General features: G+C 66.2%; 25 protein-coding genes. 21 read left to right on the top strand and 4 right to left on the bottom strand.

The genetic code is table 11. From position 1 onward, the window contains the following. Nucleotides 1-50 precede the first annotated feature (50 nt). The 20 genes from ACWDUA_RS24220 (at nt 51) to ACWDUA_RS24125 (ending at nt 19,074) form a co-directional block, all read left to right on the top strand. Nucleotides 51-677 carry a hypothetical protein gene (locus ACWDUA_RS24220; protein WP_449753576.1) on the top strand — a complete coding sequence of 209 codons (627 nt, stop codon included), beginning with the start codon at nt 51-53 and terminating at the stop codon, nt 675-677. A gap of 52 nt (nt 678-729) precedes the next feature. Next, on the top strand, nt 730-1,734 hold the full coding sequence (locus tag ACWDUA_RS24215; protein ID WP_449753575.1) for a major capsid protein: 1,005 nt from the start codon (nt 730-732) through the stop codon (nt 1,732-1,734). An 11-nt stretch (nt 1,735-1,745) separates the two neighbouring features. Further along, nucleotides 1,746-2,033 carry a hypothetical protein gene (locus ACWDUA_RS24210; protein ID WP_449753574.1) on the top strand — a complete coding sequence of 96 codons (288 nt, stop codon included), beginning with the start codon at nt 1,746-1,748 and terminating at the stop codon, nt 2,031-2,033. Nucleotides 2,034-2,101: 68 nt separating this feature from the next. Next, on the top strand, nt 2,102-2,374 hold the full coding sequence (locus ACWDUA_RS24205; RefSeq protein WP_449753573.1) for a hypothetical protein: 273 nt from the start codon (nt 2,102-2,104) through the stop codon (nt 2,372-2,374). Between the two features lie 2 nt (nt 2,375-2,376). After that, complete coding sequence (locus tag ACWDUA_RS24200) at nt 2,377-2,796, top strand: hypothetical protein (protein ID WP_449753572.1); 420 nt, start codon at nt 2,377-2,379, stop codon at nt 2,794-2,796. Beyond that, nucleotides 2,796-3,122, top strand: a complete 327-nt coding sequence (locus tag ACWDUA_RS24195) for a hypothetical protein (RefSeq protein ID WP_449753571.1) — start codon at nt 2,796-2,798, stop codon at nt 3,120-3,122. The genes ACWDUA_RS24200 and ACWDUA_RS24195 overlap by 1 nt, the downstream gene beginning before the upstream one ends. Before the next feature lie 8 nt (nt 3,123-3,130). Further along, on the top strand, nt 3,131-3,466 hold the full coding sequence (locus tag ACWDUA_RS24190) for a hypothetical protein (RefSeq protein WP_449753570.1): 336 nt from the start codon (nt 3,131-3,133) through the stop codon (nt 3,464-3,466). Beyond that, on the top strand, nt 3,463-3,912 hold the full coding sequence (locus ACWDUA_RS24185) for a hypothetical protein (protein ID WP_449753569.1): 450 nt from the start codon (nt 3,463-3,465) through the stop codon (nt 3,910-3,912). Before ACWDUA_RS24190 ends, ACWDUA_RS24185 begins: the two co-directional genes overlap by 4 nt. 4 nt (nt 3,913-3,916) lie before the next feature. Beyond that, the gene (locus ACWDUA_RS24180; RefSeq protein WP_449753568.1) at nt 3,917-4,666 is read left to right on the top strand and encodes a phage tail tube protein; all 750 of its coding nucleotides are present in this window, start codon (nt 3,917-3,919) and stop codon (nt 4,664-4,666) included. 31 nt (nt 4,667-4,697) lie between these two features. Further along, a complete protein-coding gene (locus ACWDUA_RS24175) occupies nt 4,698-5,189 on the top strand; it encodes a DUF7426 family protein (protein WP_449753567.1) in 492 nt (163 codons plus the stop codon). Between the two features lie 312 nt (nt 5,190-5,501). Then, nucleotides 5,502-9,920: a phage tail tape measure protein gene (locus tag ACWDUA_RS24170; protein ID WP_449753566.1), complete on the top strand. Its 4,419-nt coding sequence runs from the start codon at nt 5,502-5,504 to the stop codon at nt 9,918-9,920. Then, entirely contained in the window at nt 9,920-10,759 is an 840-nt protein-coding gene (locus ACWDUA_RS24165; protein WP_449753565.1) for a hypothetical protein, read from the top strand. Before ACWDUA_RS24170 ends, ACWDUA_RS24165 begins: the two co-directional genes overlap by 1 nt. Further along, nucleotides 10,756-12,339 carry a Gp37-like protein gene (locus ACWDUA_RS24160; RefSeq protein WP_449753564.1) on the top strand — a complete coding sequence of 528 codons (1,584 nt, stop codon included), beginning with the start codon at nt 10,756-10,758 and terminating at the stop codon, nt 12,337-12,339. Before ACWDUA_RS24165 ends, ACWDUA_RS24160 begins: the two co-directional genes overlap by 4 nt. 8 nt (nt 12,340-12,347) lie before the next feature. Further along, nucleotides 12,348-13,043 carry a C39 family peptidase gene (locus ACWDUA_RS24155; RefSeq protein WP_449753563.1) on the top strand — a complete coding sequence of 232 codons (696 nt, stop codon included), beginning with the start codon at nt 12,348-12,350 and terminating at the stop codon, nt 13,041-13,043. After that, nucleotides 12,977-13,753: a peptidoglycan recognition protein family protein gene (locus ACWDUA_RS24150; protein WP_449753562.1), complete on the top strand. Its 777-nt coding sequence runs from the start codon at nt 12,977-12,979 to the stop codon at nt 13,751-13,753. The genes ACWDUA_RS24155 and ACWDUA_RS24150 overlap by 67 nt, the downstream gene beginning before the upstream one ends. Then, nucleotides 13,753-13,965 (top strand): holin, encoded by a 213-nt coding sequence (locus tag ACWDUA_RS24145; RefSeq protein WP_449753561.1) that lies wholly within the window; start codon nt 13,753-13,755, stop codon nt 13,963-13,965. Before ACWDUA_RS24150 ends, ACWDUA_RS24145 begins: the two co-directional genes overlap by 1 nt. Then, nucleotides 13,962-14,342, top strand: coding sequence for a DUF2746 domain-containing protein (locus ACWDUA_RS24140; RefSeq protein WP_449753560.1), 381 nt, complete (start codon nt 13,962-13,964; stop codon nt 14,340-14,342). The genes ACWDUA_RS24145 and ACWDUA_RS24140 overlap by 4 nt, the downstream gene beginning before the upstream one ends. A gap of 3 nt (nt 14,343-14,345) precedes the next feature. Then, nucleotides 14,346-15,458, top strand: a complete 1,113-nt coding sequence (locus ACWDUA_RS24135) for a hypothetical protein (RefSeq protein ID WP_449753559.1) — start codon at nt 14,346-14,348, stop codon at nt 15,456-15,458. Beyond that, nucleotides 15,455-15,817, top strand: coding sequence for a DUF7572 family protein (locus ACWDUA_RS24130; RefSeq protein WP_449753558.1), 363 nt, complete (start codon nt 15,455-15,457; stop codon nt 15,815-15,817). Before ACWDUA_RS24135 ends, ACWDUA_RS24130 begins: the two co-directional genes overlap by 4 nt. Continuing rightward, nucleotides 15,817-19,074 carry a glycosyl hydrolase family 28-related protein gene (locus tag ACWDUA_RS24125; RefSeq protein WP_449753557.1) on the top strand — a complete coding sequence of 1,086 codons (3,258 nt, stop codon included), beginning with the start codon at nt 15,817-15,819 and terminating at the stop codon, nt 19,072-19,074. The genes ACWDUA_RS24130 and ACWDUA_RS24125 overlap by 1 nt, the downstream gene beginning before the upstream one ends. 157 nt (nt 19,075-19,231) lie before the next feature. Here ACWDUA_RS24125 and ACWDUA_RS24120 read toward each other — a convergent pair whose 3' ends face one another. The 4 genes from ACWDUA_RS24120 to ACWDUA_RS24105 form a co-directional block, all read right to left on the bottom strand. Beyond that, nucleotides 19,232-20,176 (bottom strand): hypothetical protein, encoded by a 945-nt coding sequence (locus ACWDUA_RS24120; RefSeq protein WP_449753556.1) that lies wholly within the window; start codon nt 20,174-20,176, stop codon nt 19,232-19,234. Next, nucleotides 20,176-20,559, bottom strand: coding sequence for a hypothetical protein (locus ACWDUA_RS24115; protein WP_449753555.1), 384 nt, complete (start codon nt 20,557-20,559; stop codon nt 20,176-20,178). Before ACWDUA_RS24115 ends, ACWDUA_RS24120 begins: the two co-directional genes overlap by 1 nt. Nucleotides 20,560-20,624: 65 nt before the next feature. After that, nucleotides 20,625-20,837: a helix-turn-helix transcriptional regulator gene (locus tag ACWDUA_RS24110; RefSeq protein WP_449753554.1), complete on the bottom strand. Its 213-nt coding sequence runs from the start codon at nt 20,835-20,837 to the stop codon at nt 20,625-20,627. A 90-nt stretch (nt 20,838-20,927) separates the two neighbouring features. Next, on the bottom strand, nt 20,928-21,341 hold the full coding sequence (locus ACWDUA_RS24105; protein WP_449753553.1) for a hypothetical protein: 414 nt from the start codon (nt 21,339-21,341) through the stop codon (nt 20,928-20,930). A 161-nt stretch (nt 21,342-21,502) separates the two neighbouring features. On the opposite strand from ACWDUA_RS24105, the gene ACWDUA_RS24100 reads away from it, so the two are divergent. Next, nucleotides 21,503-21,721 (top strand): hypothetical protein, encoded by a 219-nt coding sequence (locus ACWDUA_RS24100; RefSeq protein ID WP_449753552.1) that lies wholly within the window; start codon nt 21,503-21,505, stop codon nt 21,719-21,721. Nucleotides 21,722-22,068: the final 347 nt, after the last annotated feature.

Genomic DNA, 22,068 nt, shown 5'->3' with positions numbered 1-22,068 from the left:
GGGGATTTCGGCGTGCACGCGACGTGCCCGCCCGCACGAAGGATGCCGCGATGGCAGACAACACCCTCCCCATCCACCCCACCACCGGACTCCGAGCCCTCGGTGTCACCCGACGCGGGCCGATCTGGCCTGTCCTCGGCGGCAACGGTGAAGGAGACGGCAACACCGGCGACGACACCGGCTCCGACGCCGACGCCGACGCCGACGGTCAGCAGGACGAGTCCGCGACGGACACTGACCAGCAGCAGACCGACGAAGACGAGCAGCTCGGCGAAGGCGGCAAGAAGGCCCTCGCAGCCGAACGCAAAGCCCGCGCCGCCGCCGAAAAACGCTTGGCCGCACTCGAAGACGCACAGAAGAAGGCCGACCGAGCAAAACTCGACGACACCGCCAAGGCCCAGGCTGAACGCGACGATGCACGCAAGGAGGCCGAAGCCGCGAAGGCCGAAGCCGCACTCCTGCGCGCCGCCGTCAAACACGGCCTGTCCAAGGAGGACCTCGAACTCCTCGACGGCGTACCCGCCGACCAGATCGACGAGCGCGCAAAGAAGCTCGCCGCCCGCATCAAGATCTCCGGCACCCCCGGATCGTCCGGCGGCGAAGCCAGCGGCGACCGGAAACCGAAGAAGCCCACCACGCTCGCCGGGGCCATCGGCGCCCACTACGGCAGCAAGTAGCACCCCCAACCACCTCGCACTCCGCGGGGGGAAGTGAAAGGAGAGGCCAACCATGGCTGTCACCCTCGCAGAGTCGAAGAACAACGCCACCCAGGACTACGACCCGCTGGTCATCGACGAATTCCGCAAGGAGAGCGCCCTGCTCGACGCGCTGATCTTCGACGACGTGGTCAACCCCGCCGGCGGCGGCGCAACCCTCGACTACGGATACCGGCGCCTGGCCACCCAGGCCGACGCCGCGTTCCGCGCGTACAACACCGAGTACACGCCCGCGAACGTCACCACCAGCAAGCACAGCGTCACCCTGGCCGTGCTCGGCGGATCGTTCCAGGTCGACCGCATCCTGGCCAAGATCGGCCCCGCCGCATCGGCCAACGTCGCGCTGAACATGGCCCAGAAGATCAAGGCCGCCCGCGCCAAGTTCCAGGACACCGTCATCAACGGTGACACCGCCACCGACGCCAACGCGTTCGACGGCCTCGACAAGGCGCTCGTCGGGTCCAGCACCGAGATCGGCACCGGCGCGGTCACCGACTGGCGCGACTTCGACACCGACGACAGGGCCGCATTCAAGGCCCTCGACGCCGTCGACGAGTGGCTGTCCAACCTGGACGGCACCCCGACGATGATCCTCGGCAACAAGAAGGCCCTCGCCCGCGTGCGCGCCATCGCCCGCCGCTCCGGCCAGTACGTCAAGGACCCGATCGATGGTCTGATCGGCGCCAACGGCCGCCCCATCGTCCGCGAGTCCTACGGCGGCATCACCTTCGTCGACCCCGGCGACAAGGCCGGATCGGCCAACCCGATCATCCCGATCGCCACCCGCACCGTCGCCACCGTGTCGACGTCGGGACTCACCGACCTGTACGCGGTGCGCATCGCCCTCGACGGCTTCCACGGCGTCTCCACCGTCGGTGGTCAGCTCGTGCAGTCGTGGCTACCTGACTTCTCCACCGCCGGCGCGGTGAAGACCGGTGAGGTCGAGCTGGGCCCGGTCGGTGTGGCACTCAAGGCGACCAAGTCGGCGTCGGTGCTCCGCAACGTCCGAGTCCAGTGAGAGAGGCCGGCATGGCTCAGATCACCACCCCTGTCAAGGGCTTCAGCGGCACCGTCGCCGGTGTCGACTTCAGCAAGGGCGTCGGCGAGACCGACAGCGAGGGCGCCATCGCCTACTTCGAGCGCCACGGCTACACCGTCACCGTCGAAGCGGCGGCGGTCGTCGTCCCCGAGGGCGACCCGTCCGAGAAGTGGACCGTCGACCAGCTCAAGGCGCACGCCGCCAACAAGGGCATCGACCTCGGCGAGGCCGCCAAGAAAGCCGACATCCTCGCCGTCCTCGCTCGGCCCGCCACCTGATCGTCGGACGGGGCGTGTGGGCCTCCCGCGCCCCGTCCGACACCCCATCCTCCCCGAGGAGACATGCCGTGCTGCACATCATCACCCACCCATCCCCCACGTACGCAGGTTGCATCGTTGCCCTGGCTCGCGCCTTCCACTTCACCGCGGGAGTCTCGACCGCCGAGGTGAACGACGCTGAGATCGCCGTCCTGCGGATGCAGGGTTTCACCGTCGAGCCAGGCCCCGAGGTAACCGAGCCGGAGCCCGAGGTAGAGCCGAAGGCCAAGCGGCGCCGGCCTGCCCGCGGAATCCACGACGACGGACCGATCACCGAGCCACTGCCCGAGCAGATGGCCTGACCGTGGTCCTCCTGCACGCCACCGAGGATGACGTCAACGCCTGGGCGGGCGAGAGTCTCGACGCCAACCTCACGCCGCTGATCAGATCCGCCTCGATCCTCGTCACCGCCGCGTGCCGCAACGACCTCTACGACCTCGACGCCAGTGGCAAACCCGCCGACGAAGACCTCGCCGACGCCATGCGCGACGCCACCTGCGCCCAGGTCGTCTACTGGGCCAAATCCGGCATCACCCCTAGCGGCGGTGCAGCATCCATCACCCCGGCAGTGACCGAGGTGTCGGTCGATGGCGCAACCGAGAAGGCGGATGCGACCGTGGTTGCCGCCTCCGCTGCCGAGGCTGTGTCGTCGCTGTCCACGCTCACCTCCGAGGCCTACCAGATCCTCCGCTCGGCGGGCCTGGCGTCCTCGGCGGTCTGGTGATGACACAGTCTGTCGAGCGGTTCTTCACCATCTCCGTCCATGTCCGCCGCTTCACCGGACAGGGCAGCTTCGGCGCCACCTACGCGGCCGCCGAGACCATCCTGTGCCGAGTCCGGTACGGCGCGCGCCTCGTCCGCAACACCGCCGGCGACCAGGTGGTGTCACAGGCGCACGTCACCACCTTCGTCGACACGCCGCAGATCCCCGTCGGCTCGCTCGTCACGATCCCCTCGCACTCCGACCAGGAGCGCACCGTGATCGTCGAGGAGCGTCACGACACCGGCCTGCCACACATGCCCAACCACTACACCTTCGACCTCGACTAGGAGCACCCATGGGCATCCAGGTCACATGGACCGGCGATGACATCGATATCGTCGACGCTACCGAGAAGGGACTCCAGGACGGCGCCGACTACCTCATGGGCGAGTCCGACGACATTGCCCCGATCGATGAGGGCGACCTGATCCGATCTCACATCGCCGTCGCCCAGGGGACCATGGCCGCCGTCGGCTACAACAGCGTCTACGCCGCCCGGCAGCACGAAGAGATTGACTGGAATCACAAGAACGGCCGACAGGCAAAGTATCTCGAAAAAGCGTTGAACCACAACGCAAACGAGATACTGGAGGTCATCGCCGAGGGAATCAAGGACGCCCTCGGATCGTGACCACAGTCAACCCGTTCGCCGTCGCGGTCAGCATGGCACGACAGGCACACGCCCTCGGCCTCGTGTCCTACCGTCCCACTGGCTCTGAGCCGATCAATGCCGCCGTCCCCCTCGTCGTGTTCGGCAACCTCCCCGCCCGGCCCGTACGCGCGGTGAGCGTGGGCGTGTACGACGTGGTTCCGGAACTCGATGATGCACTCGGGCAACGCAATCCGCTCATACGCGTCCAGTGGCGATTCCGCGAGCCCGGCGATGACGGCGGCCAAGCCGTCTGGGATCGTGCCACCGCATTCGCGAATGCCATGCATCAAGAGACCCCCGGTCAGTGGCCGGGCTCGGTGTCACCGGCCTGGTGCTACCGCGTAGTGACCGGCGAAGCCACCCTCGACGGGGACAACTGGCAACTCGCAGACAGCTACGAAATCCGTTACAACACAGGAGGATAACCCAGTGGCGACTCTCCAGCACGCCCCGAACCTCTACCCCGACGTCGTGCAGGCCGGGGTCTACGAGGTCCAGATCAACACCGGCACCTACACCACCCCCGTGTGGGTCGACATCTACGGCCTCACCGACTGGTCGCCGTCCACCGCGCTCACCAACGAGGATGCGACGACCATCCACGACGACGGCTGGCAGCGCAAGGCGGGCGTCGGAGGCTCGGCCTCCGTGGCCTGCGAAGGCCTCATGCGTGGGTCCTTCGATCCGACCACCGGCGCATTCACCCGCGACCCGGGACAGGCTGCACTCATTGCCGCCGGCGAGGACTTCGGCCAGGAGGTCGACATCCGCTACTGGCGTCGCGACGGCGTGCCGATCGCCAAGCGCATCCAGGGCATCAGCTCCGTCTCCGACAAGGGCGGAAAGCCTGGCACCGCAGCGAAATTCAGCGGCAGCATTGAGGTCAACGGCAAGCCCGAGGACATCGTCAAGCCGACCAGCGCGTTCACCGTCAGCGTCGGCGGCGCGTCGGCGGGCAGCTTCGTCCTCACCTACGGCGGAAAGACGACCGCGACGATCGCCTACAACGCCAACGCGGCGGCGGTGAAGGCCGCGCTGGTGGCTCTCGACGACGGCCTGCTCGCCGCAGACTGGGACGTCGTCGCCGCCGGAGCCGACTGGGTGGTCACCACCCCGGGTGGGACGCTCACCGGCACCGGCACCGGCCTGACCGGCGGCGCATTCTCCATCACCAACTGACCCTTCGACGCTGAAATAGGAGGCCATTTCAGTGACCGACGTGACCGGTGCAGACTTCACCGACCTCGACGAATTCCTCACCCCCGAACTGCAACTCCCGATCGCAGGGCGCACCTACGCGGTATCCCCATCGGCCGACCTGGTGCTGCGGATGCGCCGCTGGTACGGATCAACGGAGGCTACCTCCGACGACCTGATCGCCATGCAGGCTGAAGCCCTCGGCGCGACATACGACCCCGACACCACCGAAATCACCGGCAGCGACGGGTCGACGTGGGCTCAACTCGAGTCCGACGGCGTCAGCGGCGAACGCATCCTGCGGTTGCTGACCACCGTCTCCCTGTGGTTCGGCTTCTCCCACGATGCCGCCCTGCACTACTGGCAGCACGGGAACCTCACCAGCCCAAAAGCGCCGGAGAAGACCCCGAGCCCGAACCGTGCGACACGACGGGCGGCCAACAAGAAGGCTGGCGCAAAGGGCCGTGGGGCTGGTATGATCCCCGCCCCGGAGCCCTCGGAGTAGACGACCCCGGCGGGGGGCCGGTCGTCCCCGAACTCGGCTACCGACAGTGGTACAACCCACTGTCGATGGCCCCCAGCCACCAACCCAAGCCGCTCCTATGGTCGACATTCCTCTCGCATTGGCGGGCAATCGAGCTCGACCTACAGGACATCGGCATTGACGTCGAGTCAGGCATCCTCGGCCGCCGCACGTGGCGATGGCTGGAGATGCGCATTCTCGACCTGCTCGACCCGAAAGCGCCGCGCGCCAAGCCATCCCGGCTGGCACGAGCAATGGCACCCGAACACGTAGACGACTCCGAGGAGGACGGTAGTGGGCCTGAACGTCGGCAAACTGCAAGCTGATCTCGAAGTCGACATCACCGGCTTCCGGCGCGACATGGAGCGCGCCGGAGACCAGTTCGTCCAGTTCGGCCGCTCCGCGGATCAGACTGCGACCCAGGCACGTCAGTCCCTCGGCCGCATCGGCGAGGGCGTCGGGGACGCGGCTCGCCAGGCCGCCAACGACTTCGACACGCAGATGGGCAACATCCGCCGGTCGGCTGACCAGAACGGCCAGCAGGCGGGTGACCAGTTCCGCCAAGGCTTCAACCAGGGCACCAGCGGTCTCGGTGACGGCATCACCGACCAGATCCGACAAGGCGCAGGCGCAGGCGGTGACCCCGGCGGTGCAGGCGAACAGGGCGGCGACGGCTTCTCGGGCGGCTTCATCGCCGGGATCTCCCGCCTCGGCGCCAAGGGCGGTCCGATCGCACTGGCTATCACCGCGGGCATCGCCGGGGCCGCGGCCATCGGGAAGAAGTTCGCCGATGAGGTGATGGCCGGATTCGACATCCAGGCCGAGAAGGCACACACCAAAGTCTCCTTCGGCTGGACCGACGACCAGGCCGCAGAGGCGGGTAAGGCCGCAGGTGCCGCTTACCGCAACAACTTTGGCGAGTCGGCCGACCAGCTCGCCCAGGCCGCCGGTATCGCCATGCAGGCAGGCATCCTCGACGGGAATGCCACCTCCGAGCAGATCCAGCCGGTCATCGAGCGCATGTCTACCCTCGCCGACCTCATGGGCGAGGAGATCCCGGCAGTCGCCCGGGCCGCCGGGCAGATGATCAAGACCGGAATCGCCGACAACTCAACCGAGGCATTCGACGTCCTGTTCGTCGCCCAGCAAAAGGGCCTCAACCTCTCCGAGGACCTGCTCGACACGGTCAACGAGTACGGCACTCAGTGGCGCAAGGTCGGTCTCGATGCGACCGACGCGCTCGGCCTGGTCGCGCAGGCGATGCAGCACGGCGCGCGCGACGGCGACGTGGCAGCAGATGCGATCAAGGAGTTCGCGATCCGGGCTCAGGACGGGTCGGAGACCACCAGCGAGGCCTTCCAGACGCTGAACCTCAACGCCGAGGAGATGCAGGCCACGTTCGCCAAGGGCGGCCCGGAGGCGCGCAAGGGGCTCGACACCATCCTCGACGGCATCCGGAAACTGCCCACCGACGCCGACAAGGCCACCGTGGCAGCCGCCCTGTTCGGGACCCAGTGGGAGGACCTGGGTGGCGCCTTTGAGCACTTCGACCTGTCCACCGCCCGTAACGAATTGGGTAACACAGCAGGCGCGGCGAAGCGCGCGATGGACGACCTCGGCGAGAACGGGGCAAGCTCGGTCGAGAGCCTCAAGCGCAACCTGGAGACGATCCGCACCGACATCCAGTCGACCCTCGGAGAGGCCCTCGGCCCGGCCGCAGCCGAACTCTCCGGCTGGATCTCCGAGCACCGCGACGAGATCATCCAGTTCGTCTCCATGCTCGCCAAGGGCGCCCTCGACACGGGTATCGCGTTTGCCAACATGGGCGCCGGCGTGCTGCACGTCTTCGGTTTCATCTCCGACGCTCTCGGCCCGTTCGTCGGAGGCATCATCGATGGCCTCGGCAAGACGTGGACCGTGCTCGGCTCGGTCATCGAGGCAATTCCCGGCCTCGGAGGTATCGGCCGCACCATCAAGGGCGCGGGCGAGGCGGCACAGTCGTTCGGCGACGCCATGCAGAACTCTGGCGACGCAATGCACACCGCGGCGAACTTCCTCGCCGACGACCTGGCGCCCGGACTCGCCTCAGCGCGCGATGCCATCGACGGCATGGGCCAGTCCACCGAGCTGACCACCAAGCAAGTCGGCGAGCTGGTAGGTCAGGTCAACGAGCTGCCCCGAGACAAGGCCATCAATGTCACCGCCCCCGGCGGGCAGAACGTCCTTGAGCTGCTCACCGACATGGGGGCAAAGGTCCACGCGGACAACAGCAAGAACATCGTCGTCGACGCCCCACTCGCCGAGGATGTGATCGACACCCTTGATCGCCTTGGCATCAAGGTCCGCACCGACAACAACAAGTCGATCCTGGTCACCGACTCTGGCACCGCGAAGACCACCCAGGACAACATCGACGCCATCCACGGCAAGGCCGTCAACGTCCAGGTGTCCGGCACCTTCGTCGGCCAACTCGGCCAGCTCATGACCGGTCAGGCTGTGCCGCAGGCCAACACCTACCCCGGCGGATCTCCCGGCGGCGCAGTCCACATCCCTGGCAACGCCGCCGGCGGTCCGATCGTCGGCCCCGGAACCAAAACCTCCGACAGCGTGCTCATGTGGGGCTCCAATGGCGAATTCGTCCAGCAGGCCGCGGCCGTGGACTACTACGGGCCCGGCTTCATGCACGCCATCAACCAGCGCCGCATCCCCAAGGACGCACTACCCGGGTATGCCGACGGCGGAATCGTCGGCTACGGCCTCCCGTCGGGCACCGCGATCAGCAGCGGCGGGCCCGGATTCCCCGACTGGGTGACCCGCCTCGGCTCCGAGCATGGCGTCCAGCCATCCACCTACGCCGGCCACCAGGAGTCTGACCGAGGCGAGGCCGGGTACGCGCCCAACCCCGAGCATCTCAACCGGGGCATCGACTGGACCGGCACCGTTGACGCCATGGACGGCTTCGCTCGCTACCTGTTCGGCATCGCCCCGTCCAGCCCCGAGCTGGAGCAGATCATCTGGCAGAACCCCAACACCGGCGCGAAAGTCGGGTGGCACGGGCGCACCCCCGACGATGGCAGCTACTTCGCCGCGGACTACGGCGGCCATCAGGATCACGTGCACACGCGGCAGTCCGGGCCGATCGGCGTCGCCACCCCGGCCCTGCGCCTGTCTGGTGCACCCATCGACATCACCCTGACCGCCGACTCGTCGCGGGATGACGTGGCGCGCAAGATCATCGCCGAGGGCCGCAAGCGTGGGTACTCCGACGCGCAGATCGCCGACATCCTGTCGACCGCCATCCAGGAGTCCAACCTGACCATGGCATCCGGCGGTGGTGGTGCATGGCACGGGATCTTCCAGCAGGACTCGTCCTACCCTGGCCGCGACGATCCGAACACCAACATCACCGGATTCTACGACCGCCTTGATGAGAAGAAGGGCACGCAGGGCTGGTCAAAGACCATGGACGACAACATTTTCTGGGTGCAGCAGCGTCCCGGTGAGACTTCAGCGCAATCCGCGGTCGCCAACGGCCGGTCCGGGTACATGGACGAGATCAACGCCCACCAGGACGAGGCCAACGAGATGGTCTCACGCCTTGGCCCCACGGTCGTCGGGACCATCAACATCAACGGCGCGCCGACGGGTACCGCAGATACCCAGGACGACACCAGCGACACCGGATCGACCACTCCCCCAGACGATCCCACCCTGTTCGAGTTCACGATCAACAACCCGTTCGAGCCGTTCTGGTGGAAGGGCGAGAAACAGTACCAAGATCACATCATCGCCAACTACGAGGCGCAGAAGGCGTGGAACGAATATCAGCAGGGCAACCCCGAGGATGCGACCAAGGCCGCCGAGAAAATCGCCGACCTGCAGAAGAAGGTCGCCGATGCCAAGGTCAAGATCCAAGAGGCCGACGACGCCGTGGCGCTCGCCGAGCAGCGCCGCCGCGAGGTCAAAGCAGACGCCCCCGAGTCCTCCCGCATGTCCGCCGACCAGGCTGTGACCAAGGCGAAGAACGACGCGGCCGACGCACGCACCGCTCTCACCGAGGCCGAGGACGAGCTGACCAAGGCGCAGAACGAGGCCACCAAGAACGCGTCCAAAACCTCGGGAGCCAACCCGACATCCGGACTCAACGTCACCACGGACTCGATGCGGCGGATGGCCGGAGGAGGAGGAGTATCGGGGCCCGGAGGTCCTCGCGACGACCTGGTCCCGGCGATGCTGTCCGACGGCGAGTATGTCCATCAGGCCAGCGCAGTGGACTACTACGGCACCGGATTCATGGATGCGGTCAACGCAAAGCGTTTCCCGCGCACCATCTTCCGGGCAGACGGAGGGTTCGCCGGTTACGGTGGCGACGACAACAGCGACGTCATGGCGCCGAAGAACTGGTACGACTGGGTGGGCATGGGCGTGGGTGCAGGGTTCGCCGCCTACAACACCATCGACCCGTATGTCGGCATGGCCATGTCCGGGCAGGTCAACCTCAGCTCCGTGACGCCGACGATCAACACCGGCACAACCGATCTCGGCTATCCGTCCTCGATCCTGTCCAACCTCGGCGGACAGATCAGCTCGCAGATCCAAGAGCTGATCCGGGCAGTCAAGGAAGGCAAGAACATCAAGGTCGTTGTCGAATCACCCAATGCTCCACGGGCATTCGATGAATCCATGTTGGCATCGATGAAGGCAGGTGCATGATGGCCGACTACGAGTTGACCGACCTCAACGGCACCGTCTGGGACTTCAACGATTCCCGCGGCCTGGTCGACCTCAAGTACGTGAAGGGCCTCGATGGGGCGGACTTCAAGCTGGCCACCTTGCATGGGGTCAACCAGCGCGGCGTGACCGTCGTCGGCTCCGACTTCGAGCCCGGCAAGCTCTCCCTCGGCGTCCAGATCCAGCCGTACCGGCAGGGCATCAGGGGTGCGGATGCGGTGGCAATCCTCGCCGACTGGCGCGACGGGATCGGCGAGGGCGAAGGCGCCCGCGACGGAAACGAGATGCGTTTCCGCGTCGTCGACACCAACCGCTGGCAGGCGGTGCGCTGCGTCACGAAGCCGCCCGCCGACTGGGAGGGGATGCGCATCTCGGGCAACTACCTTGATGAAGTTGTGTTCCAATCTGACGAATCCGATTGGCGCACAGACCCATTGGAGTACACGTTTACCGCCGCGCAGTTCGCGGGTGCCGCCGTCGCAAACCCCGGCACGGTGGACTCGTGGCCGTGGTTCAGGCTCACCGGCCCCATCACCACGCCGACCCTCGGTATCGCGGGCGAGGCGGTCGCATTGCCGACGCTCACCGGGGGGCAGTGGTTGACCATCGAGACCGACCCGAACTGGTATGCCGTCACCGACCAGGACGGGGTCGACAAGACATTCACCCTGACCGCGATGGCCGGCAGTAACGATGACCGGTGGCGCACGCCTGCGGCCGCCCGCGACGAGTCGATCCCGGTGACGATCACCGGCACCGGAACCACCGGCGCAACCAAGCTGGAGGTCGTTGTGCCGCAGATCTATCGGAGCGCCCTGTGACCGCGCCCGGGTATGCGCGCCCGAACACGGTCGACAACGCCTTCGACTACTTCGACGTCGGCCTGCGGGTCGGCAGCGGGCCAGGTAGCAAGATCGCCTGGCGTCCCGTCGGTCGATACCTGCAGGCCACTGTCCGACCATCGTGGGGCATCGAGCCCGGCGTGTTCTCGTTCAGCTTGCACCCCGATCATCCGCTGGTGTCGAAGATCCTCGCGAGCAACGTCAACACCACCTGCTGGCATTTCCGCTGCGGCTACAACGGGATGCAGGTGATGACCGGCCGCATCATGGACGTCGACTACGAGGGCGCACCCGGGCAAGCCCCGTACGTGTTCTCCGGCCTGTGCAACAAGCTGTGGTTCCGGTCGATGAATGCATGGGTGAACAACCTTCTGTTCCCCGAGGTCCAGGTCAACCTCACCGGTAAGCAGGACATCCGACTCGGCAAACCTGATCCGGTGATGAAGAGCTACCTGGCCAGTGTCGCAACGAGACTCAACGTCCCGGTGTATCCCGCGCTGCCCTTGCGGTGGGATTGGGATTGGCCCAACCTCGCCGACATCGACAGCCTCGACGACCTCCTCGACCTGATCCTGGACCTCCCCGAGGGCCTGGTCGCCATGTCGGCCAGATTCCCTTCGCTGGCCGACCTGTTCGCCCCGACCACCGAGCGCCTGGAGATGGGTGTCAGTGTCGACCTCTGGGACGGCCACGGCACCAGCCCGCAGGTGTTCAACACCTCCAGCCTTGCGAACCTGCAGTCGATCATCGACCGCACCAGCGACGGATTCCTCGACCTCTCGCGCCTACTCGACCCGCTCAACGACGGCCTCTACAGCCTGAGCATGAACCGCGCCGGATACGTCTTCGACACCGCGGAGACCCGCGACCGCAAGCACGTCCAATTCCGCACGGACAGTGGACAAATCACCAGCATCAAGTACAACGCCCACCACCCCGAGATGTACATGGCGATCGTCGGCGGCAAGTCGCCTGCGATCCTCAACGACATCATCGAGATCGGTGCCAACCTGGCCATCGCCGGAATCATCGCCGGACTGGCAACCATCCCCGGCCTGACCGGTATCGGCGGCCTGTCGGTCGTGGTCGGCGACCTCTTCGACGACATCTTCTTCGCCTATGAAGTGTTCTGGGACAGCGATATTCGTGACGCTGTCGGCGCCGACGATGCCCTACCCGAGCAGTTCACCGACAACTCGGCGAGCCACAGCATCGAGGGATATTCGGTGGCGCACAAGGCATTGCACGAGAAGGGCGGGTCGGAGACGCTGACGCTCACCGTACAGGGTGGTGCGGCCGACGGCCGAGGCATCAGCTTCGGCGCAGACAACGGGACAGCGCGCCGCTACCAGCTCGGCGATGTCGTGAGCGTCTACGACCGCGGGCTCGTCCTGGAGCGCTACGTCAGTGAGGTCGCCCTCACCCACGAACCGGGTAAGGGGCTCATCGAGGAGCCCACGATCGGCAAATCCCAACGGGCCAAAGGTCCATGGGATCGCATCTTCGGCACCTTCGGCCAGGCGCAAAGCCTGGCCGACGCCGTCGCCAACGCAGTCTAGGAGGAACTGTGACGATCAAGACCTTGCCGGTGAATCCGGCCATTGTCACGCAGGAGACGTACTACAACTGCGGTCCCGCCACCGTGCAGAACCTGATCTGGGCGAAGTCGAAAGTGATCGTCGCCGAAGGTGTTCTGGCACGCGATCTCGGCACCACGGTCAACGGCACCGACTACATCGGATACCTCGACCGCGTACTCGGCAATCGACTCGGAATCGACCACCTGACCGTGAACATACCAAACGATCCGCCGACGGCAACCCAGGTGAACGAGTTCTGGTCTCGGCTCAAGACTGCGGTGGACAACGGGTTCGGCGTGGCAATGAACTGGATCGCGCCACCGTCGAACTACCCGCGCGGCGTGAAGGGCTCGACATCGCCCAGCTACGGCGGCGGCACGGTGTATCACTACGTGGCGGCCGTCGGCTACGACGATGCGGCCCAGGCGGTGTTCGTCGCGGACTCCGGATTTCAGCCGAAGACGTACTGGATCACCCTGTCGCAGTGCGTGTCCCTGGTTGCCGGCAAGGGATACGCCTACCCGTACATCCCTGTGTCTGCCGCATCAAATCCCGACCCGATGGCTGATGTTCGGGCCCAGCTCACCGGCTCCACCATCACGGGCGTGTACACCGGATGGGCGCAACTCGGTGGCCGCACCGTGACCGACGCGCTCGGCGCGATCCTTGGGCGTCTGGCGTGAGCGCGCTCGGCGTCTACCGCGGCGCGCCGACGGCACGCTCGGGCGCTGGATCGAACCCGTCCGCGCCGACACGACAGGTGATCGTGCTCCACTCGACCGAGGGTGGATATGAGGGTGCGATCTCGTGGATGATCTCCGAGCAAAACGGGAGCTACCACCTGATCCGCGCCTTGGGTGGACAGGGCGCGCGGCTGGTCGCGGACTCCCGGCAGGCGTGGGCGGCGATGTCGGCGGGCAACCGGATCGGCCTGCACATCTGCATCGAGGGGTACGCGAGGTACTCGCGCGGTGAGTGGACCTCGAAGGGCGGTAGTGGTCTTGAAGGGCTCGCCCACGATATCGCCGGGTGGGCCAAGACGTACGGCGTCCCGCTGGTGCGGATCTCGCCCGCCGACGTCCGCGCAGGTAGGCGTGGGATCTGCACGCACGCTGACATCTCGGCCGCATTCGGCGAGTCCGATCACACAGACCCCGGATCGGGATTCCCTCTCGATCTGGTCATCGCTCGCGCTGTCGAGCTCAACACTGGAGGTAACACGATGGCTCTGACCCCGGCGGAGGATTGCAAGGCGCAGCTGACCGGCAGCGCGGAGGCAGGCAAGTATCCGGGTTGGCCGCAGCTCGGTGGCCGGACCGTGGTGGATGCTCTGGCGGCGATCGGTGCGAAGCTCGGCATCGAGGGTTTCCGGGACCCGAAGGCTGGCAAGTGATGTGGACCACGACCTTCTGGCTCGACGTCACTGAGCGGGCGATCAAGACGGCGGCGCAGTCGGCGGTCGGCGTGCTCACCGCGACATCGGTCGAGGCGATCGACTGGGCGGCAGGCGGGGCCATCGTCGGTGTGGCCACCGCGGTGTCGGTGCTGACCTCCGTTGCGTCGTCCGGCCGTGGCGACTCCGACTCCGCGAGCCTGGTGCGGTGACGGGGCCTGATGAGGTGACGTCGTGGATGGAGCTGCTGGTGTGGCTGTCGATCATCGCGATTCCGGCGGCGACGACGATCGTGGGCCTGTGGGTGCAGTCGCGCCGGTCGGCGTCGAAGCATGCCAACCTCGCCGAGGACGTGGACGCGGTCAAGCAACAGGTGTGCAACTCGCACCCGCCTGAGCAAAACCTGCGTGACGACATCGACGAGATCAAGGCCGCGCTGCTGGAGTTGGATCGTCGGACCGCCCGGATCGGCGACGAGATCCGTGTCGACCGCGAGAACTCCCGTGCAATGCAACGCGACCTCTACGCACAGACGGCTCGCACTGAGCGCGTGATCGCCAAGTACCACCCGGACGAGATCGGAGACTGACCGATGCCTGTGCGCTACCCGGGTGGACGCAAGCCGACCTCGGCGATCACCGGCGAGATGTGGGAGAAGATGCTCAACGCGACGGTGATCCCGCCGTTCGCGCATCTGCTCGCCTGGCTGCTCGACGACGACGTGCAGGAGTGGGACACGATCGCCGAGATCAGGGCGAACCTAATCCCGGCGTTGCTGCGGCGGCCACTGGAAATCCTCGGCGACATCTTCCACCTCGGCGACACGTCCGAGATCGACATCAGCCTTCCGGTGCTGACGAACATCCTCAAGCCCGTGCAGGACGTCGTCGACATGGCGACCGGCATCTTCGGCGCGTGGTTCGGCTCGACCTCCGGTGCGACCGGTACCATCGCCGATGCCACGTTCACCATCGAGGCGATCCATGATGCGGTGATCAATGGGTGGAATGTGCACGCGTTCACCGTGACCGAGGCCGGATGGGCGGTGCCTGCGTGCACCGAACTGAAGTTGATCGGGATCTCCGGTGGACAGAACGGTTACGCGGGGGACGCCGACACACCGGTGTTGACAGTCCCCCGTGGCGGCAAACACAAGGTGGTGGCGATCGACCCCACCGGTCTCACTGGCCTGGATGTGGTTGTGCCGACCGCCGGTAATGATCTGGTGATGCGGGTCGCAGATGCAACCCCGCACACAGGTACAGAGCTCTTCCGGGTCGGGCCCGGATCGGCTGGCGGCATAGCGGTCGGTGCAGAGGGGTATGCGCCGACCGGCTCGAACGCTGGCGATGGGGGTCTGGGTGGCGTCGGGGTCTACGACGGTTCCGATTGGACCCCGGGATCGCCGGGTTCCGCGAGTGCCGATGCCGCTGGCGGGGCCGCCGGTTTGACGTACGGCGCCAGTGGAAGTGCAGGCCAATCGGTGTCGGCTGGCGCCACCGTGAAGTGTGGTGGTGGTGGCGGGGGTGGTGGTGCCGGAGGGCGCAGCAACGTCACCGGCACTAACGGTGGTGTCGGTGGTGCGGGTGGATACCCGGGTGGTGCCGGTGGTAACGGAGGAGGTCGAGGGTACTTCCTCGTGCCTGGATCGAACGGTGCTGGCGGTGCTGGCGCCCCAGGATGTGGATGGGCGATGTGGCGATGACCGAAACGGCAACCCTCGCGCAGGAATACCTACCGCAGTTCTGCCCGGTCACGAACTTCTACTCGTGCTCCGATGGCACCTACCTGCTCGTGACCGTCAACCAACTTGATGCGGTCGGCACCCTCACCCAGCTCGGCATCCTCGACGAGATCGGTGTCGCCCCAACCCAGATCAGTCGCGCCCAAGTGCGCGCGCAACCCACCATCGTGTTCGCCGCCAACGAACACGCCCAAGTCATCGACGCCGACGACGACCCCAGCAACGGCATGACACCACTCATGGTGCTCGACCCCGGCACAACGTTCGCCGATGCGCTCGCGGCAGCCGGATACACACTCACCACCACCGAGGAGCCATGATGCCCAACATCACCTTCACCCTCGCCACCCTGCCCGCGCCCGCCGCGGCCACAGCACTCCTCCGCTTCAAGCCGCGCAACGCACCATGGACCGTCGACGGGAAGATCGTCACCCCCGACACCTTCCAACGCCGGTACACGCGCAACGAAACCCACACCGAAACCCTGCCCGAGGGCGCATGGCAAGTCCGCATCGGCAAAACCACCTGGGACTTCGACGTGCCTGCTGAGGGTGGCGACCTCGCAGCGTTGATCGCCTTCGGCATCCCCGCAGGCACCCCGACGGCCACATTGCAGTCATACGTCGAGGCGTTCGGCCAGCAGTGGTTGGACACCTACAGCGAGGCCACGATCGACTCGCGGGTGGCCGAAGTCGGAGACAGCCGGTATGCCAAGTCCGGGGCGTTCGCCCACTCCCTCGCTGGTGTGGCTACCGCCCAACCGACCGGGGCCGTCACCGTCGACACCGGGCAAACCGCCGATTGGCGGTACGGCACCACGGGAGTTGCCCCGTATACCGGCTCGAATGCGTTCTGGGGGACGATGGGCAATTCCCCCACCGGGAGTGCCGCCTACCTGTGTTCGCGTGACCTCGGTGCGCCGGTCGCCCACGCCAAAATCGCGTGGCGGTTCGCCGCCGGCACCGGTGGCGGCAACGGTTGCGCAGTCATCGCCGTCACGACCGCCCAGAATGATCTGCCAGTCGGCGCAGCGGTCGGCACGTTCGGCATGGCCGCACACCTGGTGTGCACCAAAGCTGCTTGGTCGTTCGGTGTATGGGTGCCGGGCAGTGGTCTCGTCAACATCGTGTCCGCGGAAGCGCTCTCGCGAACGTTGGAAACCGACGACACCACCAAGCACACGATGGAACTGTGGCTGTCCGGTTCGACCGCCACGGTCCTTCTGCCCGATGGTCGGGTGCGGAAGGTGACCGATTCCAGGATCGCCACCTACGCCGGGAACTTCGTGTTCTTCGAGAGCTTCGGTGCATCGACCACCGACGACGTGGCGAAGGTGACCGAGGTTTCGGCCGAGCCTCGCGGCGTGCCGTATCCGTCGGTGGCGCAGTCGGTGATCGCGGCAACCACCACCGACCTGTCGGGTATCGAGTCGGACGTGTCGGCGCTCGCGGCGAAAATCCCTAGCGCCACACCATCGTTCGTTGGGGTGGCGCATGGCACGCGGGCGCTCGGAACGACCATCACGGTGACCGTGCCGGCCGGTGTGCAGGCTGGTGATCTGATCCTCGCGTCGGGGCACGTTGCTGCGGACTCGGGTACTTGCACGATCACGGGACTCCCTGCCGGCGCAACAAGTCTGGCGACGATCACGAACACTGCGGTGGTGTCCCGGCTGTCTGCGGCGACCGCGACCGGCTCGGAGTCTGGGACCGTAGTCACGTTCACCTTCTCGACGTCAGGGCTGATGTCGGCGCAGGTCCTCGTGCTACGGGGGGTGGGGGCCACTGCAGCAACACCGACTCATGTCTTCGCCACGGGGGTGGTGTTCTCGGCGTTCAGCCCTGCCGCCGGGAAGTTGCCGTTGCACATCGGTCACATCGTGAAGTCTGCGGCGGGCGCGTCCACGTTGACACCACCGTCGGGGATCACGAAGATCGCCGGTCAGACGATCGGTGCATCCGATCAGAACTCGGCGTTCGCTGGCTGGTCGGCCACCGAGGGCACGGCGGTCGGGACGACTTGGACGCTGTCGGACACGGGATGGGTGGGTGGTCTGTACCGGGTGGACCTGTCGATCAAGTCGGCGCTGACGCAGAAGTGGCGGGCGTCGACAGCGTATGCGGGTGGCGATCTTGTGTGCAGCCCGCTAGGCGTATTCCTCGCCCGCAAGTCGGCGGGCACATCGACATCAACGTGGGCTGCCGATGTCGGCAACTGGGTGGCTGCCGACCGCAGCCGACTCTTCAATGCCCTCGACTTCGGTGCCGACGGCGAAGACGCAGGCGACTCGACTACCGCCATCCAGTCTGCGATGACAGCAGCAGGTGTGGCAGGCGGGACGGTCAAGATCCCCCAAGGCGTGTACCGGGTCACCGCGACACTGACCCTGCCGCGGACCGCAAGCCTCGATATGTGGGGGGCGACCCTCAAGGCGACCGCATCGATCGCGGGAGCCGTCCTGGAAGTCGGGGACGAAACGGGCTGGTGGAGGAATCGATTCATCGCCGGCGGTCGGGTGGAGTGCAACAACCTGGCCAACAAGGGCGTCCTCATACGACGGGCGTACGCGTCGAAGCTGGATCACATCACAGTTGCGAACGCGAAGCAGGTATGGATACAGCTTGGCGACCCCGCATCGGCAGTGAGCTGCCACGAGGCGCACCTGATCGCCTGTAAGGGTGAGAGTGACTACGCGGCACCCACTGGGAGTGTCGGGCTGTGGGCAACAGTGAAATGCGCCGACTCGGTGTTCACTGACTGCATCATGGTTGGTGCGGAGACATCCTTCCTGACCGAGGGTGGCCGCAACACGCACATTGGCTCCCACGGCTGGGGCGGTTGGACTGACCAGCTCCCGTACACCATCTTCAAGGACGCCGCTCCCAATTCCCTATATCTCGGATGCTACCCAGACACGCCAACACACTATGGATGGTGGTTTACCGCCGACTCCTATCGCTGGCAGATCAACGGCGGTTTTGCCTACAACCACGAGAACGGGATTGACAATCAGGCCGTGGTGATCCACACCGATGTGTCGAACACCAACGGCGCGGTAATCATCGGCCTAACCACGGTAGGTGCGACCAGCTCCTATCGCTGGGCTAGTGACTATGACGGCAGCCTATCGTCGGCCAACATCAAGATCATTGGCTGCCAGTCATACAACACGACCACAACCAACCTGCCTGTTGATACATTCCGGTCCGTGAACGCCCTGCGGGTCCGCAACACGGGGGCGAACCCGACCATCGCCAACGGGGCGGGTGTCGGCACATCGCCACCCGCAGCCACCATCACCTCAACCTCGCGAGATATGGCCGGTCTGATCCAACTAGGCACGGGCACCTCCCCCTCTGTGGGCACCCTTTGCGAGGTGACCTACAACGTCGCTGTGAACCCGAAGCCCACCGTCACCCTGACTCCGATGTCGGAGGCTGCGGTCGGGCTGGGGCTGTGGGTGGACTATGCGAACAGCACCACCGGGAAGTTTGTCGTCAAGTGCTCGACGGCACCTGCGGCGAGTCTGGCGGCGTCGTCCATCCAGATCGCCTACCGAGTAGATGTGGCAGGGTAGACCGGCGCGCTCGCCCCATAACACCCGGACTGGGCTCACGGCTCCCAGTCGTCACCGAGGACCGCGGCGATCCGCTCGACGAGATCCGACGCAACTCTCCCGACACCGCCCCCATCCTCATCGCGAGGGTCGGGGCGGTTTTCGTCGTTGGGGGGGGTCATCGCCGCCACACGTGGACGCGGGGCCGCTCATCCATCGGCGCACCCTCCGGCCCCTTGATGTGCGGTGCGATCCACGTCGGCCGTCGTTGGGACCTCTCTGGACCGCACGCCTGCTGACGCCAATGCCCCGACACCCACCACCGGCCGTGATACTTGCGCTCGGCGTCCGTCGCGTCGTCGTGCTCGCGTGGCGCCTGGTGGTGCAGATCGATGATCAGCACATCCCGAGGCGACCGAGGCTGCGAAACCACCACACCATCCGGCGGCGGCCCGGCAGGCTCAACCCGCCCAGTGTCGGCGCGCTGCACCGCCACTTCGGTGATGCGTGGCTGCCCCATCAGCAGCCACGCCGACCCCACCACCGACAAGATGCCCGCAGACGCCTCACTGCCCGTCTGATCCTCGACCAGATCGGCGCTGGTGTGCGCGGCGTGCGCATCCCCGACACGGAGGTCCTGGGTTGCCATCAGCGGTGTCGACGCCCAACCTGGCGACAGACCATCGCGGTGCCTGAGCAGACGAGAGGCGAGCGCAATCCGCAGACGCCCGTGGTGATGGCGCCACCAGATCGCATCCCAGTCGACGGTCTCGTCGCCGTGGGCGCCCTGCCAGCCGATCTCGCCGGCCGGGCGTGCCCATGCGAGCAGTCCGGTCTCCGAGGGCATCGCTACCGATGGTGTCCACTCGGGCAGTGATGTCGCCGCGCCGACCGCCACGTCGACCATCTGCGCCGTCACCCAGTACAGGGGGGCGTCGCGGATAGCGACGGCCTGCGAGGTCATGTCGTCGGCCATGATCTGGCCCTGGTCGGCGGTGATGCGGCCCTCGGCGACGAATTGGCGGGTCCGCTCCAGGGATGCCCAGTGCTCGTCGGCGAGGCGGTCTCGGAGGCCGGGGAGCCCGGCCGCGGTCCATTCGCGGCCGGACTTGCGGCGAACCATCAGAGGACGCTCGCCACGGTGACCTGCTCGCGGGTCAGCCCATTGGCGGCGAGCAGGGCGTCCTCGGCGACGTTGTAGGGGTCGATGTCCTCGGCGGCGGGAATGAGTGCAGCGTCGACATCCTCGCCGTCGATGGAGAGGGTGGCGCGGTCCCGCTCGCCGTCGTGCTGCCAGGTGATGACGCGTCCCTCGCGGGCGACGAACCACTCGTTGCCGTCGTGTCGGATCTCGCTGCCGTCGGTGAGGATGACGACGTTGCTGGCGGCGCCGGGGTCGGCGGCTTCGATGGCAGCATCGTCGGTGTCGAGGCCGTAGATCACGTCCTGCCAGATGTTGTCTCCGGCGTAGCTGTTGAGCTTGGTGGCGATGTCGTTGGCGTTCATGGTGTTTCCCTTTCGTTGTTCTCTCTCTCTGACACTTACCAATATACCCACTGTCGTGGGTGCTGTCAAGTGGTGGGGTCGATCTTTTTCCGGGGCCGCCCCACCTTGCCCGGCCGCCCCTCACTCCATGCATCGATCGTCTCCGCCGTCCAGCCTTTCGTCCGGCCGATCATCACATCGGCCGGCGGCATGATCCCGTCACGGCCATAACTCTTGATCGTGTCCACCGACAGCCCCGTGCGGGCGGCCACCTCGGTCACGCCCAGCGCTCTGATCACAGCATTCCCCTTCTCCGCTATCATGGGACCGCCCGGTGCGGCCGGTCCTCTCTCTGACAAGTCAGGTCCTTTCGGTGCCGCACCGGGCCCTTACGCGACATCCTCGTCGCTGACCTCGCTGTGGTCGGTGATCTCGATGGCCGCGGTGTCCCACACCAGCACCGTCTTGTGCGACACCCCGCCGTAGGTGGTGTCGCCGTAGGTGACACCGGCGAACCCCTGACCAGCCAAAACGGCCTGCACCTTGGCGTTGTCGGCGGCCTCGAACAGGTCGGTCCAGTCGCCGGCGTCGATGCCCTGGGTGCGGGTGAGTCCGAGGGTATCGGTGGCTGCGATCAGGTCGTCCTCGTCGGCCAGTCGGGCATCGTCGTCGAGTGCGACGGTGTAGAGGTGGCCGTCGTTGCCCTGGAGGTATTCGGCGGCGATGTCGGCGTCGTCGGTGAGGCAGATCGCCCAGGTGATGTCCGTGATGGCGGTCTCGGTGCCGTGGAAGTAGGTGCTCATCTCGGTCCCTCTCGGTTGTTCCCGCTCTCTCTGACACTCACTACATTACCCACTGTCGTGGGTGATGTCAAGTCGAAAAAAGATTGTCCGTGGGGTTGACATCACCCACGTCCGTGGGTATATTAGTAAGTGTCAGACAGAGAGCAACGAAAGGCAAGACAATGACCACCACCGAATTCGCCGCCAAGGTCGCCACCGACTACGCCGCAGGCCACGCGCACGCCACCCAGACCCTCGCAGTCGGAGACACCGGCGAGGCCAACGACATCCGCGACTACCTCACCGCCGCCGGCCCCTTCCCTCCGGCCCGGATCACCTGGTTCGCCCAGGGCCTCCGCGACGGCCTCGGAGGAACCCGGAATCGGATGCTCGGAGCCTGACCGCCCCGCCCCGGCCCGAAAGGGTCGGGGCCCCAGGTCGGGGAAGAACCCCGAAACGTGTTGCGCTGCAACAGGATTCCATGCTAAGCTGTAGTCACAAGTTCAGAGTGGCCGAAGAACTCAGCGGAAGCGGGTGGCAGAGGGGTAGCGCGAAAGCGCAGGAAGTGACCCGGCCCAGAGGACGACACGAGGGTACGACCCGGGTCCCACGCCTTGAATGCAGCGAAGGTCAGCAGAGCCCCCAACCGAAAGGTTGGGGGCTTCTCTTTGCGTGGGGACCGGGTCCCTGTTGTTTTGCCGAACTAACGAATCGAGATGAACCCCCGCGCACACTCTGCCGAGGCCGG

Source organism: Gordonia sp. NPDC003376 (assembly GCF_053589235.1).
The sequence above is the reverse complement of the archived record's forward strand: the minus strand, read 5'-3'. Positions and strand labels throughout refer to the sequence as shown.